We start from the raw sequence: 13,308 nt of genomic DNA, 5'->3' as shown, positions 1-13,308 counted from the left end.
GCCCAACTCCCGCCCCCGCCAGCCCACTTCACCGGCCGCGTCGAAACCTTCCGCGCCCTGCACGACACCCTCGCGCGCCTCTCCGTCGACCCCGGAGCGCAACCCCTCGCCGTCATCAGCGTCATCAGCGTTATCACCGGCATGGCCAGCGTAGGAAAGAGCGCGCTCGCGCTGCACACGGCCCACGCCCTGCGGAACCGTTTCCCCGATGGGCAGTTGTACGTGAACCTGCACGGCGCCACCCCCGGCATGACCCCCCTCACCCCCGGCCAGGCACTCCACGCCCTGCTCCGGGACCTCGGCGCCGAACCGCGGCACATCCCCGAACACCCGGACGCGGCAAGCGCGTTGCTCCGCTCCCTGCTCGCCCCCACCCGCACGCTGATGGTGCTGGACGACGCCGAGAACGCCGCCCAGGTACGGCCGTTGCTGCCGGCCGGCACCGGCTGCGCGGTGATCGTCACCAGCCGTTCGCCGCTGACCGCGCTCGACGGGGCCCGCCGCTTCCCGCTCACCCCCCTGTCCGGCGAGGACAGCGCCGCACTGCTGCGCACGGTCTCCGGCCGCGACGGCCTGGACGCGGCCCACCCGCTCGTCGAACTCACCGGCCGCCTCCCGCTCGCCCTGCGCATCGTCGCCGCCCGGCTGGCCGCCCGCCGCGCCCTCACCCCGGACGTCCTGGCCGGTCAACTCGCCGCCACGGAAAGCCGGTTGCACCACCTGGAGTACGACGACCTCAGCGTCCGCCGCTCCCTGGCCGTCGCCCACGACGCCCTCGCCGCCTCGGACCGCCAGACCGACCGCGACGCCGCCCGCACCCTGCACCACATCGGCACCCTCGACCTCCCGGCCTACGGCGCCCCCCTGCTCGCCCGCGTCGCCGGCACCGGCGAACACCGCGCCGAGGCAGCCCTCGACCGCCTGGTCGACGTGGCCCTCCTGGAGGAGGCGTCGTACGGCCGTTACGCCCCCCACGACCTGGTCCGCGACTTCGCCCGCGAACTGGCTGGGGGGGAAGGGGAGTTGACGGGTGAGGGAGGCAAGGGAGGCGGCAGGGAAGGGAAGAACACCCTCGCCGACGCCGACCCTGCCGACCCCATAACAACCGCCCTCGCCTGGTACGCCGCCCACGCCGACCGCACCCTCACCGCGATCGTCGAACCCGGCCTCGACCAGGACGACCGCCGCCGACCGACGGCAGCCCAACTCCCCGGCCACGCCACGGAGGTCGCGGCCACCACCCCCTTCCCCTGCCCCGAAGACGCCTTCGCCTGGGGCGACTTGGAGCTGGAGAACGTGGTGACGCTGGTGAACCGGTACCGCGACACCCCGGATCTCCGCCGGACCGCCCACCTCTCGACCCTCGTCCGCCTCCTCTTCCCCTACGTCCTGCGCAGTGGCCGCGCCGCCGAGACGGAGGTACTCGGACGGGCCGCCCTCGGCGCGGCCCGCCGGCTCGGGGACGCGGCGGCGGAGGCGTACGCGTTGGGGGACCTCGCCGGGCTGCACTTCCTGACCGGTCGGCAGAACGAGGCCCTCGTCCTCAACGACCAGGCCCTGGCGATCTGGTGGCGGCTCGACACGGTCTCCTGGATCCGCCGCTGCCTCAACAACCGCGGCCTGCTCCTCGAAGGCCTGGGCCGTTACGCCGAGTCGGGCGTCGCACTCCGTCAAAGCCTCGCCCACTCACGGCAGTTGAACGACCCCTACGGCGAGGCCGTGACCCACAGCCACCTCGGCAACCTGTACGAGCACACCGACCCGCGCGCCGCCATCGAGCAGCACCGCCGCTCCCTCGCCATCGGCGACGAGATCGGCGCGGTCATCGTGCAGCACTCCGCGCACTGCAACATCGGCTACGCCCACCTCACCCTCGGCGAACCGGCCGCCGCCGTACCGCACTTCGAGGAGAGCCTGCGCATCCTCGGCGGCCACGGCGACTGGCACGGCGAGTCCCAGACCCGCCTCGGCCTGGTCCGCGCCCTCCGTCTCCTCGGTCGCACCGAAGGCACCCGCATCGAAGCCACACACACCGAACGCGCCCACACGGAGTGCGCCGAACTCCTCCGCCGCGCCGACGCCCGCGCCGACCGCTACATGGGCGGCCTCGCCCGGCACCAACTCGGCCTGCTGCTACGGGAACAGGGCCGCGAGCGCGAGGCGTACGACGCGTGGCGGGCGGCCCTCGACGCGCTCGACGGGACCGACGAGAAGGTCGTCGTCCAGGAGCTCGGCGAGCTGTTGTCACAGCGTGACGCGCGTCGACCACCGCAGCCGTAGACCCTGGCCACCCGGCGACAAGCCCTGCACACCGCAGCCGTAGGCCCTACTTGGCATCCGCGTAACACTCGACCACCGCCACCGTGAAGGGAAACCGCACCGGCGTCTCCCCGAACGTCAGCCGCCCGGCGAGATCGGCCGCCTCCTGTATCGCGGCGGCGACGGTCTCGGCCTCCGCCTCCGGGCAGTGCACGATCACCTCGTCGTGCTGGAAGAAGACCAGTTCCGCCGACAGCTCCGCACAGGACCGCCGGAGCGCGGCCAGCATCAGCAGGGCCCAGTCCGCCGCGCTGCCCTGGACGACGAAGTTGCGCGCGAAACGGCCCCGGGCGCGGGAGTTGGTGGACGCGTAACCCGGCACCCAGCCCTGGTCGGCAGGGGCCGTGACGGGGTCGTCCTGGGGGATGCCCGCCTCCTCCGCCGCGTCCTCGCCCCCGGCCACCGGCGGGCAAGTCCGCCCCAGCCAGGTCCGGACGAGCCGTCCCTCCTCGCCCGCCTTCGCGGCGTCATCGACGTACGCCACCGCCTTGGGGAACCTCCGTCTGAGCGCGGCGAGGTTCTTGAGGCCGTCGCCGGAGGTCTGGCCGTAGACCGCGCCGAGCACGGCGATCTTGGCCTGGTCGCGGTCGCCGGAGAAGGCGCGGTCGGACACGGACTGGTAGAGGTCGGTGGCGCGGCCCGCGACCTCCATCAACCCGGGGTCGCGCGAGATCGCGGCGAGCACCCGCGGTTCCATCTGGTCGGCGTCGGCGACGACGAGCCGCCAGCCCGGGTCGGCGACCACGGCCCGCCGGATGACCTTGGGGATCTGCAGCCCGCCCCCGCCGTTCGTGACCCAGCGCCCGGTGACCGTCCCGCCCGCGAGGAACTCCGGCCGGAACCGTCCGTCCCGCACCCAGTCCTGCAGCCAGGACCAGCCGTGGGCCACCCAGATCCGGTACAGCTTCTTGTACTCCAGCAGCGGCTTCACGGCCGGATGGTCGAGGGACTGGATCTCCCAGCGCCGGGTCGACCTGACCTTGATCCCGGCCTCGGCGAAGGCCTTGACCACATCGGCGGGCAGATCCGGCCGCACCCGTCTCCCGAAGGCGACGGACACCTCGTCCGCCAACTCGGCCAGCCGCCGCGGCTCACCGCCCCCGGCATACCGATCGCCCAGCAACTCGTGCAGCATCTCCCGGTGCACCTCGGCGCTCCACGGCAGCCCGGCCCGGTTCATCTCGGCCGCGACCAGCATCCCCGCCGACTCGGAGGCGGTGAGCAGCCGCATCCGGTCGGGGTGCGTGGCCGCGTCGTGCCGCCGCTGCTGCTCGGCGTACACCGCCAGCAGGTCGGCCAGCGGGAGATGGACGCTCTGCGGCTCGAAGAGCGAGGGCTGCGCGCCCGGTTCGGCCGCCCGCTGCGGCGGATCCGGCGGTACGGCCCCGCCCCGCAACCGGGCCAGCGCGGCCGCCGCCGACCGCGGCTCACCGTGCCGCCCCTGGTGCCCGAGCAGCAGCGTCTCGGCGTCCTCCACGTCGTAGCACCGCTCCACCCGCACCCCCGCGGCGAGCAGCAGCGGATACACCTCGGCCGTGGACCGCCACACCCATCGCCCCACGTCGGGCCGTCCGCGCACGGCCTCGACGAGATCCGCCTCCCGCTCCACCGCCCCCACGGGCAGCCCGTCCGGACCGAGGGCGGCGACCTCCACACCACCACCCTCGGCCGGAGCGAGCGCCCAGCGATCGGTCATGTCCGCGAGTGTGGCACGCAGGTCTGACAACGCCCCCGACCTGCGCGGATCGCGTCGCCCGCACGGCTTCCCCGAGCGAAGAAACGTCACGCGCACACTCGTACGGGTGACGCATCACGAGATCACGGGCGCCCCTCTCGCCTACGCTGACAGGGTCGCTCCGTACGAAGGAGGTCCGCCGTGGCACTGACCGCCCCAGAGCGTCACCTGAGTCCTCATCCGAGTCCGAGTCCGACGAGTCCTCATCCGAGTCCGACGGAGGAGAGGCGCATGGACGCTTCGGTCGAGGCCGCCTTCGATACGTTCGACGCAGCTGCCCCTGAGGGATGGCGCGTGGAGTTGATCGAAGGGAAGATCCACGTGGTACCTCCGGCCAATGGGGAGCATGAGGAGATCGTGTCCGAGACGGCGGAGCAGGTCACGCTCAACCGTCACGACGGCGATCTGCGTACGTACACCGGTCTCGGCCTGCACGTTCCGGACGCCTCTGTCACCGGCCAGGTCGTCCCCGACCTGGTGATCGCTCCGAAGGGCAGCTTCGCCGACGACCAGCGCTACCACGACCCCGCGCCCGTCGTCCTCGTCGGCGAGGTGACCTCCGAGTCCACCGCCGTCAACGACCGCGGTCCCAAACTGCGTGGCTACGCGCGCGCGGGCATCCCCTGTTACCTGCTGATCGACCGCGAGGCCGGGACGGTCATCGTCTACAGCGAGCCCGCCGAGGACCGCTACACCAGGGCCGCCGAGATCGAGATCTCCAAGACCGTGGCACTGCCCGAGCCGCTCGGGTTCGACCTCGACACGAGTCAGTTCTGACCCGAGCGGCGGGCCGGCCGCACCTCACCCCTGGAGCTGGTTGAGCATTTCGGCGATGCGCCCTTCGGTCGTGGCCTTGTCGATGCCCAGGCCGTTGAGGACGCCCTCGCCGTTCTCGTGCTCCAGGAGGGCCAGCAGGATGTGTTCGGTGCCGATGTAGTTGTGGCCGAGGCGCAGGGCCTCGCGGAAGGTGAGTTCGAGGACCTTCTTGGCGTCGGGGCCGTAGGGGACGAGCTCCGGGACCTCGTCGGCGGCCGGGGGGAGCGCGGCGGTGGCCGCCTGGCGTACGGCGTCCAGGAGCACCCCCTGCGCGACGATCGCCTTGCCCGCGACGGCGTCCGGTTCGGCGAGCAGGCCGAGGACCAGGTGCTCGGGGCGGCCCTCAGCGTTGCGGGCGGCGATGGCTTCGTTGTGGGCGGCCATCACCGCGTTGCGGGCGCGCGGCGTGTACCGGCCGAACCCCTGACTGGGGTCGAGGTCCGCCGACTCCTTCGCCACGAAGCGCTTCTGCGCGGCCTGCCGGGTGACCCCCATGCTCCTGCCGATGTCCGTCCAGGAGGCACCGGAACGCCGGGCCTGGTCCACGAAGTGCCCGATCAGGTGGTCGGCCACGTCGCCCAGGTGGTCGGCGGCGATGACCGCGTCCTGGAGCTGGTCGAGCGGTTCGGGGTGGACCTTCTTGATGGCGACGATGAGGTCGTCGAGACGTACGGACGAGGGGACGTTCGGGTTGGTCGTCATGTGACAACCGTAGGTTGACAGTGCGGAGGTGTCAACCCCGAGTTGACACCTGTGACACCTGTCCGGCAGATGAAGGTGAGGGCGTGATCAAGTAAAAGCCCACCTGTGGAGATTTCGATAATGATAGATATGGAAGGTCGCCACCCCCGACACCCCCACCTCCCCAATGGAGTTCTCGTGCAAAAGGTCATCGATTACATAGAGGAACGCCGAGCGTCGTACGAAGGGCATGAATTCTTCACCGAATTATTGGCCGACGAGTCGCTCCCCGGCGAAAAGCGCCTGGCGTGGGGCCCGAGCGTGATCCCGTTCATCATGGGCTACTCCGACCTGAACAAGTACGTCTTCCGCAAGAGCGCCGAGGAAGCCGAACGCGACCAGTTGCAGTCCCTGCTCAACGCGCACACGTACGAGGAGGACTTCCACTGGCAGTGGATGCTGACCGACCTGGAGAAACTGGGCGCCGACGGCGAGATGCCCCTGTCGGACGCCACCCGCGTCCTGTGGAGCGCGGACTTCCAGCACTCCCGGCGCCTCGTCATGGAACTGGCCGCCCTCGCCGCCGACGCGCCGACGTACGCCGTCTTCGCCATGGTGGAATCCATCGAGGCGGTCTCCATCACCATCTTCACGCACTGCCGGGGAATCGCCCTGCGGGACGGCCGGGAATGCGAATTCTTCGGTACGAAGCATTACCTGGCGGAGGCGTCGCACAGCATCAAGTCACCGGAAGTCGAAGAAACGAGCCTGCCGTCCCTCGACGAGGCCCAGCGTGAGGAATCCAAGCGCATGGTGGACCGCACGTTCGCCCTTTTCGACGACTGGTCCGGCGCTCTCCTGCGATTCGCGCTAGACAACTCGGACCCCGACCGCACCTACGCGCGGATGATCCAGCAGAGCAAGGATCTGCTGCCGGAAGCGGAAGCGGCGGCCGCGAGCGCTTTCTAGCCAGGGTGTGAACGGGCTACTTCATGAGTGACCCGGCGGCACCGGCCAGCAGCCAGTCGAGGCCGCGTTCGAAGCTCGCCTCCGCGTCGTCGTTGTAGAGCAGCTCGGAGAAACCGGTCTCGGCGAGGTGGGGGAGCCGGCCTGCGTCGATCTGCTTCTGGACGTACTCCGTGGTGGCCGCGCGCCGGGCGGTGCCGGCCTCCTCGGTGGTCCGGCGCCGGATCCCGCCGGACAGCTCGGCCATCACATGCCCGAGCGTGAACGTGTCGACCGCGAGGATCAGCGCCCGCAGTACGGCACCGTCGGCGTCCAACCCCCGTACCGCGGCGGCGGATTCGTCCATGCGCTTCAGGGAGGCGGGGCCGACCGGGCACCCCGTGTCCCGGGTGGCCAGCAGCCACGGGTGGCGCAGCGCGGCGGCCCGGTTGGCGCGGGCGAGCACGCGCAGCGCCTCGCGCCAGTCGGAGGGGACGTCCCCGACGAGCGTCTCCTCCGCGGCGGCGTCATGCATCAGCTCGAACAGGTCGTCCTTGCTGTCGATGTGCGCGTAGAGGCTCATCGGCCGGGCCTTCAACTCCCCGGCGATCCGCCGAATGGAGACGGCGTCGAGCCCCTCACTGTCGGCGACCGCCATCGCGGCCCGCACGATCCGCTCCCGCGTGAGCGGCTGCGCCTTCGGCTTGGCGTCGCGCTCGGCCTCACGCAGCCAGATCGGCTCGCCGTGGTTCGGGGCGGGAGGGCGTTGTGTGGGCACGGTCCGGAGTCTAACGGTGTGGGGTACGGGGTACGCCCGAGCGATACGCTGTACGGAGTTCCGATACGCTGTATCGCGCTCGGGCTCAGAGCCCCGCGCCGTACCGATGTCGCCGGCACAGGAGGAACGCAGTGGAGACCAAGACCGCGGACACCACGGACGCCACGGACACCAAGACCATCGAGTGCTACCGATTCGTAGAACCCGACCTGGCCTCGGCGAACGGAGACGTGACCTGGCGGATCGGCGAATGGAACCGGACGACCGGGCCCGTCCGCTGCTGCGCGAACGGCCTGCACGCGTCCCCGACGCCGAGGGACTCCCTGCGCAACGTGTACGGCCGGCGCTGGTTCCTCGCGGAGGCGAGGGGTGAACTCTCGCGCCAGTCCCACAAGTTCGCGGCGAGCGAGATGCGCCTGGTGGAGGAGATACCGGCAGCAGTTCTACGACGTTTCGCGGTCCGGTGTGCGCAGGACGCCCTCGATCACCTGGAGCGGCGGCACCCCGTCGACGCCCGGGTACGTCAATGCCTCCAGGCCGCCGACGGCTTCCTGGACGGCACGCTCCACGCAGCCGACCTGCTCGAAGCGCGCCGGGCCGCAGGCGGGTTGGTCGCTTCCGGCGCCCCCATCGGCGCGGACACGGGACGCGCCGTGGCCGCCGCCATCGCCGCGTCCTGCGCCGCCGACGGGGACGCAGCCTCCTGGGCGTCCGCTGCGGTGGCAGCGGCGTACGCGGCTCATACCGCCGCCGATGCCATCGAGGCGGCCGAGGCCCTCGTAGCCGTATACGCGCCGGTGCACAACGTCGCGGCTGGCATCGCCGCCTCGCACACCGCCGACCGCGCCGCCACCGCAGCGCACACGGCCGCCGCAGCAGGAGCCGGCGCCCACGCCGCAGCCGTCGCGGCGGCCCGCGGCACCTACGCGGCCGACACGGCGGCCGACCCCTACTTCGCGGCGTTCTCGGAGTTCTCCACCCACCCCGCCGACACGCACTACCTGGCGCAGAACGCCGTGCTGCTCGAGTTGATCGGCGATGCGCGAACAGTCCGCGCGTGATGACCGGCCTGACCGGGTCGGCTCGGCGGCAACACCCTTGAGGGGGAAGAGAGTTCACCGCCGTAGCCCCTACGGCCCCGACCCCGCCCCCGGCCCCCGCCGCAGCAACGGCCCGACCGCGTCCCGCAGTTGACCGACGTGCCCGTAGTGCAGTCCCGTCAGCCCCGCCTCGCGGGCCGCGACGACATGGCCGTAGGTGTCGTCGACGAACAGGCAGCGCTTCGGGTCGGCTCCGACGCGTCCGGCGGCCAACTCGAAGACGCGCGGGTCCGGTTTGGCCACTCCGACGCGGGCGGTGTTGACCACCGCGTCGAACGCCTCGGCCAGGCCGACCGCGGCGAGGTAACTCTCCAGCCGGGTCGTGGCGTTGGAGAGCAGGACCACGGGCACCGTGCGCCGGACCTCGGTGAGCAGTTCCATGACGTCGGGGTCGACCCGGCCGGTGAGCGCGGTCCACGCGGCCAGCAGGTCGCGGGCCCGTTCGGCCGAGCCGCAGACGGGCGTCAGCTCGTCGGCGATCCGGGACCGCCACTCCTCGTCACTGAGCCGCCCCGTCACCGCGGCCCGCAGCAACCCGCCCTCGAACGCGGCCCCGGCCAGCGTCCCCTCGGCCAGCCCCCAGGCCCGGTCCAGCGCGGTCATCCCGTCCGGATCCCACATGTGCACGACCCCGTCGAAGTCGCACAGCACGGCGTCGAACGGCAGCGTCTCCATACCAACCGATCTTGCCAGGCGGGCCGAAATCCCAGCGCCCCAACGCCCGTACATCCGCAAGGAGTTGGTTGTCCACAGGGTGTGGACGGACCGAGACGCGACCACCGGCCGGGCAGACCGGGTCCCGCGCTTCCCGGCGTCGTCGGAACGTACCCCGCCCCGTCTCCCCACCACCCCATGACACGATCGACCGGTGACCAGCAAGACCACCACCGTCGAGCGCGCCTTCGAGGCCGCCCTCTACGCAGACACCCACGACGCCCTCGACGCGGGTGCCTCGATCCTCGCCGCCGATCCCTCCGCGGACCCCGAACTCGCCCTACGCGGAAGGGAGTTCGTGGCGTCGGCCTGGCGGCGCGGCTGGCAGCCCGCGGATGTCGTACGGCTGGTTCGGCGGGAGTTGGACGACGTACACGTACGACTGGTCGCCGGGCTGATCCGGGCGCAGGCGCCGGACGACCGGGCGCGCGGCCCCCGTTGGGCGGCGCAGCTCGACGAGCTGACCGCCGAGGAGCCGCCCCGCACCGACCGTTTCACGCACGCCACCACCGTGCTGGAGCTGTACCGCCTGCTGCTGCGGCTGCCGAGCCTCGAACCCCTGGATGAACAGCGACCGCACGAGAACCGTCGGCCCGCCTCCCGCATGCTCACCCGGATCCGCGCGCTGCTCGCGAAGGCGGAGGCGACCGGGTTCCTGGAGGAGGCGGAGGCGCTGAGCGCCAAGGCGCAGGAGCTGATGGCGCGGCACAGTATCGACGAGGCGCTGCTCGACGCGCAGGCCCCGGCGAAGGACACGCCCGGTGCGTGCCGGATCGGGGTCGAGGCGCCGTACGAGCAGGCGAAGGCGGTGCTGCTGGACGCGGTCGCCGGGGCGAACCACTGCCGGGCCGTCTGGAACGAGGCCTTCGGTTTCTCGACCGTCGTCGGGTTCGAGGGCGATCTGGAGGTGGTCGAACTCCTCTACACCTCGCTCCTTGTGCAGGCCACGACCGCGATGACGCGGGCGGAGGCGGCCCAGCGCGCGGGCGGCCGGCGGCGGACCAAGACCTTCCGGCAGTCCTTCCTCGCGGCCTACGCCCACCGCATCGGGGACCGGCTGGCGCGGGCCGCCGGGACGCAGGTCACCGACGACCTGCTGCCGGTGCTCGCCACCCGCGAGGTCGCCGTCACCGACCGCGTCGACGCGATGTTCCCGGAGACGACCACGACCCGCCTGCGCGGCGTCACCGACGAGGCGGGCTGGACGGAGGGCGCCGAGGCGGCGGACCGGGCCCAGGTCAGGGCCCGGCCGCCCCTGGACTGACGGAGGTCAGTCGCCGGCCTGCGTGAACGCGCTCACCGAGGCGTCCGAGTCGCTCACCGAGGTCTTGCCCTGGACGGGTCCGTACGACCACTTGTAGCTCGCGGTGTCGCTGCTGCCGGGCAGCGTGATGACCACCTTCGTCGCGGCCAGGCTCAGCTTGTCGCCCGCCTTGCCGCGTACGTAGGTGATGGTGAAGGAGGCCGCGTCGCCCTTGGCGAGCTTCAGCTTCTGCGCCTTGGCACCCTTCTGGGTGGAGAGGGCGACCTTGGTGTCGCCGGCCACCAGCGTGGCGCCCGCGAAGCCGTTCAGGTCGCAGGGCTTGCTCTGGTTGGTGAGCGAGACGGGCACCTCACCGGTGTCACCGGCGGCCGGAGCGGTGCTCGCCGGCCCGACCTGGACGGCGACCCCGTCGAACGAGCAGGCCGACCCGTTCTTGCTGTCGGAGGAACCACCGCCGCTGCCACTGTCGCAGGCGGTCAGAAGCAGAGCCGACGCGAGTGCGGCGACGGCGAGGGGAATGGTGCGCATGAGGGGATCATCCCGCACCGGACCCCCCTCCGCAGACCGCCCCGCACCCCGGGAGCCACCCCGGACCTGCCTCGCCCCTACTACCCCAGGCTCGCCGTGGGCAGCCCCGACGGCATCTTGCCGCCCTCGGCCCGCGTGTACGTCTCCTTGGCGGTGCTCCCCGACCAGGTGACCGCGAGGCTCGACTTGCTGACGGAGTCGACCATTCCGGTCGTCCGGGTCTTGCTCTTGTCCGTGCACTTGAGGTGGATCATCTGCATCCCCGCCTCCTCACCGGCCGTCCCGTTGCACACGGTGCCACCGGTCGTGAACAGCGCGGCCTGCTTGCCGGTGACCACAAGGACCAGCGCCTTCCCGTCCGCCGTGGCGAGCCAGCTGCCCTGCAGCCCGTCGGACGCGGCCGACGGGCTGCTGCCCGAGCCGCCGGAGTCCGCCGTCGCGGTCGACGTCGCCGACGAGGACGCGCTCGGCGTGGAGGAGGAGTCGTCCGAGGAGTCACCGCTGCACCCGGTCAGGGCGAGCGCGCCCGCCAGCCCGGCGGCGGCCGCCGCCATCCGTACCGTCGACACCGTCGAAAACGCCGTAGTCACTGGTGGCTCCCAAGCTGTAGCGGGACGCGGACGGCCGCCCGGCCGGCCTTGGCCTCGGCCCTGGCCGGAACGACCGCAGCAAGCTACCAGGGGTTACCAGGAGGACTTGCGGACGCCGGGTAGGTATCCGCTGTGAGCCTGGCCGCGCAGGTTCACCCGGGACAGCCCGAAGGCGCGGAAGTAGCCCCGGGGCCGCCCGTCGACCTGGTCGCGGTTGCGAACCCGGGTGGCGCTCGCGTCGCGCGGCTGGCGGCTCAACTCCCGCTGCGCGGCGGCCCGTTCGACCTCCGTCGAACCGACCCGCCGGACGATCTCCTTCAACTCGGCCCGCCGCGCCGCGTACCGCGCGACGATCTCCCGCCGTTGCTCGTTCTTCGCGATCTTGCTCTTCTTCGCCATCAGATCCGCACCCCGCGCTCGCGGATCCGGGCCACGGCCGCCTCGACGCCGATCGCGTCCACGGTCTTGATCCCCTTCGCGCTCAGCCGCAGCCGTACGTAGCGGCCCTCGCCGGGCAGCCAGTAGCGCTTGGACTGGATGTTCGGGTCGAAGCGGCGCGAGGTGCGCCGGTGGGAGTGGGAGATGCGGTTGCCGAAACCGGGCCGGGCGCCGGTCAGCATGCAGTGGGCGGACACGAGTGACGTACCTCTCCTCGATCGGGGCCGTAGCCAGTGCTGCTAATGGAATTCATTTTCAGTAAGGTATCAGCCATGGCACGCAACGAACTCCGCCCGGTCATCAAACTCAGGTCCACGGCCGGCACCGGCTACACCTACGTGACCCGCAAGAACCGCAGGAACAACCCCGACCGCCTGGTCCTGCGCAAGTACGACCCGGCCGCCGGCCGCCACGTCGACTTCCGAGAGGAGCGCTGACCGAGATGCGCGAGAACATCCACCCGCCCTACGGCCCGGTCGTCTTCCGGGACCGCGCCGCGCGCCACGCCTTCCTCACCCGCTCCACTCTGACGAGCACGAAGACGATCGAGTGGGAGGACGGCCACACCTACCCCGTCGTGGACGTCGAGATCTCGAACGTCAGCCACCCCTTCTACACCGGCACGGCCCGCGTCCTGGACACGGCCGGCCGCGTGGAGCGCTTCGAGCGCCGCTACGGGAAGCAGGCCTGACGGTGTCCGACCTCTCCGTCGCGATCGTCGCCGGCCTGCACGCCGACGCCCGCCGAGCGACCGTCGCCCAACTCCTCCACGACGTCCCCGGCAGCGTCGTACTCCACCACGACCTCGCTACGGCCACCGCCGGCACGGTCGTCCGCACGATCAGGGACGCCACGGGCATCGTCGACGCGGGCGAGACCCCGCTGGTCAACGACTGCGCGTGCTGCGCGCTCCGCGAGGACCTGGTCCCGGAACTCCGCCGCCTCGCCGCGACCGGTCAAGTCCCCCTGGCGATAGTCGAGTTGTGGGACTCCGTCGAACCCAAGGCGATGGCCGAGGTCATCACCTCCGGCGGCCTCACGGTCACCGCCGTCATCACCGCCGTGGACCCGTCCCTGCTCCTCCCGTACCTCGGCAACGGCGACGACCTGGCCGAGACCGGCCTCGCAGCGGCAGCCACCGACCAGCGAACCATCGCGGACACCTTCGCCCGCCAACTGGAGTACGCCCCGACCCTCGCCGTCCTCGACTCGCCCGACGCCGACGACGAAGACCGCGAGCTCCTGGGCCAGTTGCACCCGACAGCCCACCAAGTACCGGTCGGGGGCGTCGACTTGACGAGGAGCAGGAGTACCCAGGCCGGCGACACCCCGGCACAGGCTCCAACCCCGCCCACCCCCAACCCCCCAGGGGCGCGGGGAACTGCGCGACCAGCCCCCAC

At 71.6% G+C, this 13,308-nt stretch carries 16 protein-coding genes; 8 read left to right on the top strand and 8 right to left on the bottom strand.

Translation table 11 applies throughout. The features are described 5' to 3' along the window. Window positions 1-2,280: tetratricopeptide repeat protein (locus OO69_RS47530; protein ID WP_033287284.1), on the top strand; the 2,280-nt coding region annotated here is incomplete at its 5' end. Between the two features lie 46 nt (window positions 2,281-2,326). Here the strand turns inward: OO69_RS47530 and OO69_RS47525 are convergent. Further along, a complete protein-coding gene (locus tag OO69_RS47525; RefSeq protein ID WP_033287283.1) occupies window positions 2,327-4,015 on the bottom strand; it encodes a bifunctional 3'-5' exonuclease/DNA polymerase in 1,689 nt (562 codons plus the stop codon). Between the two features lie 270 nt (window positions 4,016-4,285). Between OO69_RS47525 and OO69_RS47520 the strand changes: the two genes are divergently transcribed. After that, window positions 4,286-4,831: a Uma2 family endonuclease gene (locus OO69_RS47520; protein WP_033287282.1), complete on the top strand. Its 546-nt coding sequence runs from the start codon at window positions 4,286-4,288 to the stop codon at window positions 4,829-4,831. A gap of 24 nt (window positions 4,832-4,855) precedes the next feature. Here OO69_RS47520 and OO69_RS47515 read toward each other — a convergent pair whose 3' ends face one another. Next, window positions 4,856-5,572, bottom strand: a complete 717-nt coding sequence (locus tag OO69_RS47515) for a Clp protease N-terminal domain-containing protein (RefSeq protein ID WP_033287281.1) — start codon at window positions 5,570-5,572, stop codon at window positions 4,856-4,858. 177 nt (window positions 5,573-5,749) lie between these two features. Between OO69_RS47515 and OO69_RS47510 the strand changes: the two genes are divergently transcribed. Then, entirely contained in the window at window positions 5,750-6,520 is a 771-nt protein-coding gene (locus OO69_RS47510; protein ID WP_158713536.1) for a hypothetical protein, read from the top strand. A 16-nt stretch (window positions 6,521-6,536) separates the two neighbouring features. On the opposite strand, the gene OO69_RS47505 is transcribed toward OO69_RS47510, so the two are convergent. Beyond that, the gene (locus tag OO69_RS47505; RefSeq protein WP_051801857.1) at window positions 6,537-7,274 is read right to left on the bottom strand and encodes a TetR/AcrR family transcriptional regulator; all 738 of its coding nucleotides are present in this window, start codon (window positions 7,272-7,274) and stop codon (window positions 6,537-6,539) included. Between the two features lie 131 nt (window positions 7,275-7,405). Here OO69_RS47505 and OO69_RS47500 point away from each other — a divergent pair, with 131 nt between their 5' ends. Further along, window positions 7,406-8,335, top strand: a complete 930-nt coding sequence (locus tag OO69_RS47500) for a DUF7666 domain-containing protein (RefSeq protein ID WP_033287279.1) — start codon at window positions 7,406-7,408, stop codon at window positions 8,333-8,335. A 69-nt stretch (window positions 8,336-8,404) separates the two neighbouring features. On the opposite strand, the gene OO69_RS47495 is transcribed toward OO69_RS47500, so the two are convergent. Then, window positions 8,405-9,049 (bottom strand): HAD family hydrolase, encoded by a 645-nt coding sequence (locus tag OO69_RS47495; protein ID WP_033287278.1) that lies wholly within the window; start codon window positions 9,047-9,049, stop codon window positions 8,405-8,407. A gap of 193 nt (window positions 9,050-9,242) precedes the next feature. Here OO69_RS47495 and OO69_RS47490 point away from each other — a divergent pair, with 193 nt between their 5' ends. After that, on the top strand, window positions 9,243-10,352 hold the full coding sequence (locus tag OO69_RS47490; protein ID WP_033287277.1) for a DUF2786 domain-containing protein: 1,110 nt from the start codon (window positions 9,243-9,245) through the stop codon (window positions 10,350-10,352). 6 nt (window positions 10,353-10,358) lie between these two features. On the opposite strand, the gene OO69_RS47485 is transcribed toward OO69_RS47490, so the two are convergent. From OO69_RS47485 to rpmB, 4 genes are all read right to left on the bottom strand, one after another. Further along, window positions 10,359-10,880: a DUF4232 domain-containing protein gene (locus tag OO69_RS47485; protein WP_033287276.1), complete on the bottom strand. Its 522-nt coding sequence runs from the start codon at window positions 10,878-10,880 to the stop codon at window positions 10,359-10,361. Between the two features lie 80 nt (window positions 10,881-10,960). Beyond that, window positions 10,961-11,434, bottom strand: coding sequence for a hypothetical protein (locus OO69_RS47480; protein WP_051801855.1), 474 nt, complete (start codon window positions 11,432-11,434; stop codon window positions 10,961-10,963). Window positions 11,435-11,563: 129 nt separating this feature from the next. Continuing rightward, window positions 11,564-11,869 carry a 30S ribosomal protein S14 gene (gene rpsN, locus OO69_RS47475; RefSeq protein ID WP_033287274.1) on the bottom strand — a complete coding sequence of 102 codons (306 nt, stop codon included), beginning with the start codon at window positions 11,867-11,869 and terminating at the stop codon, window positions 11,564-11,566. After that, on the bottom strand, window positions 11,869-12,105 hold the full coding sequence (gene rpmB, locus OO69_RS47470) for a 50S ribosomal protein L28 (RefSeq protein ID WP_033287273.1): 237 nt from the start codon (window positions 12,103-12,105) through the stop codon (window positions 11,869-11,871). Before rpmB ends, rpsN begins: the two co-directional genes overlap by 1 nt. A gap of 75 nt (window positions 12,106-12,180) precedes the next feature. Between rpmB and rpmG the strand changes: the two genes are divergently transcribed. From rpmG to OO69_RS47455, 3 genes are all read left to right on the top strand, one after another. Further along, window positions 12,181-12,345, top strand: a complete 165-nt coding sequence (gene rpmG, locus OO69_RS47465) for a 50S ribosomal protein L33 (RefSeq protein ID WP_033287272.1) — start codon at window positions 12,181-12,183, stop codon at window positions 12,343-12,345. A gap of 5 nt (window positions 12,346-12,350) precedes the next feature. Next, window positions 12,351-12,599: a type B 50S ribosomal protein L31 gene (locus OO69_RS47460; protein ID WP_033287271.1), complete on the top strand. Its 249-nt coding sequence runs from the start codon at window positions 12,351-12,353 to the stop codon at window positions 12,597-12,599. A 2-nt stretch (window positions 12,600-12,601) separates the two neighbouring features. Beyond that, window positions 12,602-13,308, top strand: a 707-nt coding sequence (locus tag OO69_RS47455; RefSeq protein WP_234444715.1) for a CobW-like GTP-binding protein, incomplete at its 3' end; no start/stop codon positions are given.

The organism is Streptomyces sp. NRRL F-525, from assembly GCF_000716605.1.
In the GTDB taxonomy this organism is placed as follows: Bacteria; Actinomycetota; Actinomycetes; order Streptomycetales; family Streptomycetaceae; genus Streptomyces.
The sequence above is the reverse complement of the archived record's forward strand: the minus strand, read 5'-3'. Positions and strand labels throughout refer to the sequence as shown.

Coding starts and splice junctions, on each gene's coding strand:
- OO69_RS47525 (WP_033287283.1), bottom strand. CDS start 4,015: ATGACCGATCGCTGGGCGCTCGCTCCGGCCGAGGGTGGTGGTGTGGAG.
- OO69_RS47520 (WP_033287282.1), top strand. CDS start 4,286: ATGGACGCTTCGGTCGAGGCCGCCTTCGATACGTTCGACGCAGCTGCC.
- OO69_RS47515 (WP_033287281.1), bottom strand. CDS start 5,572: ATGACGACCAACCCGAACGTCCCCTCGTCCGTACGTCTCGACGACCTC.
- OO69_RS47495 (WP_033287278.1), bottom strand. CDS start 9,049: ATGGAGACGCTGCCGTTCGACGCCGTGCTGTGCGACTTCGACGGGGTC.
- OO69_RS47485 (WP_033287276.1), bottom strand. CDS start 10,880: ATGCGCACCATTCCCCTCGCCGTCGCCGCACTCGCGTCGGCTCTGCTT.
- OO69_RS47480 (WP_051801855.1), bottom strand. CDS start 11,434: ATGGCGGCGGCCGCCGCCGGGCTGGCGGGCGCGCTCGCCCTGACCGGG.
- rpsN (WP_033287274.1), bottom strand. CDS start 11,869: ATGGCGAAGAAGAGCAAGATCGCGAAGAACGAGCAACGGCGGGAGATC.
- rpmG (WP_033287272.1), top strand. CDS start 12,181: ATGGCACGCAACGAACTCCGCCCGGTCATCAAACTCAGGTCCACGGCC.
- OO69_RS47460 (WP_033287271.1), top strand. CDS start 12,351: ATGCGCGAGAACATCCACCCGCCCTACGGCCCGGTCGTCTTCCGGGAC.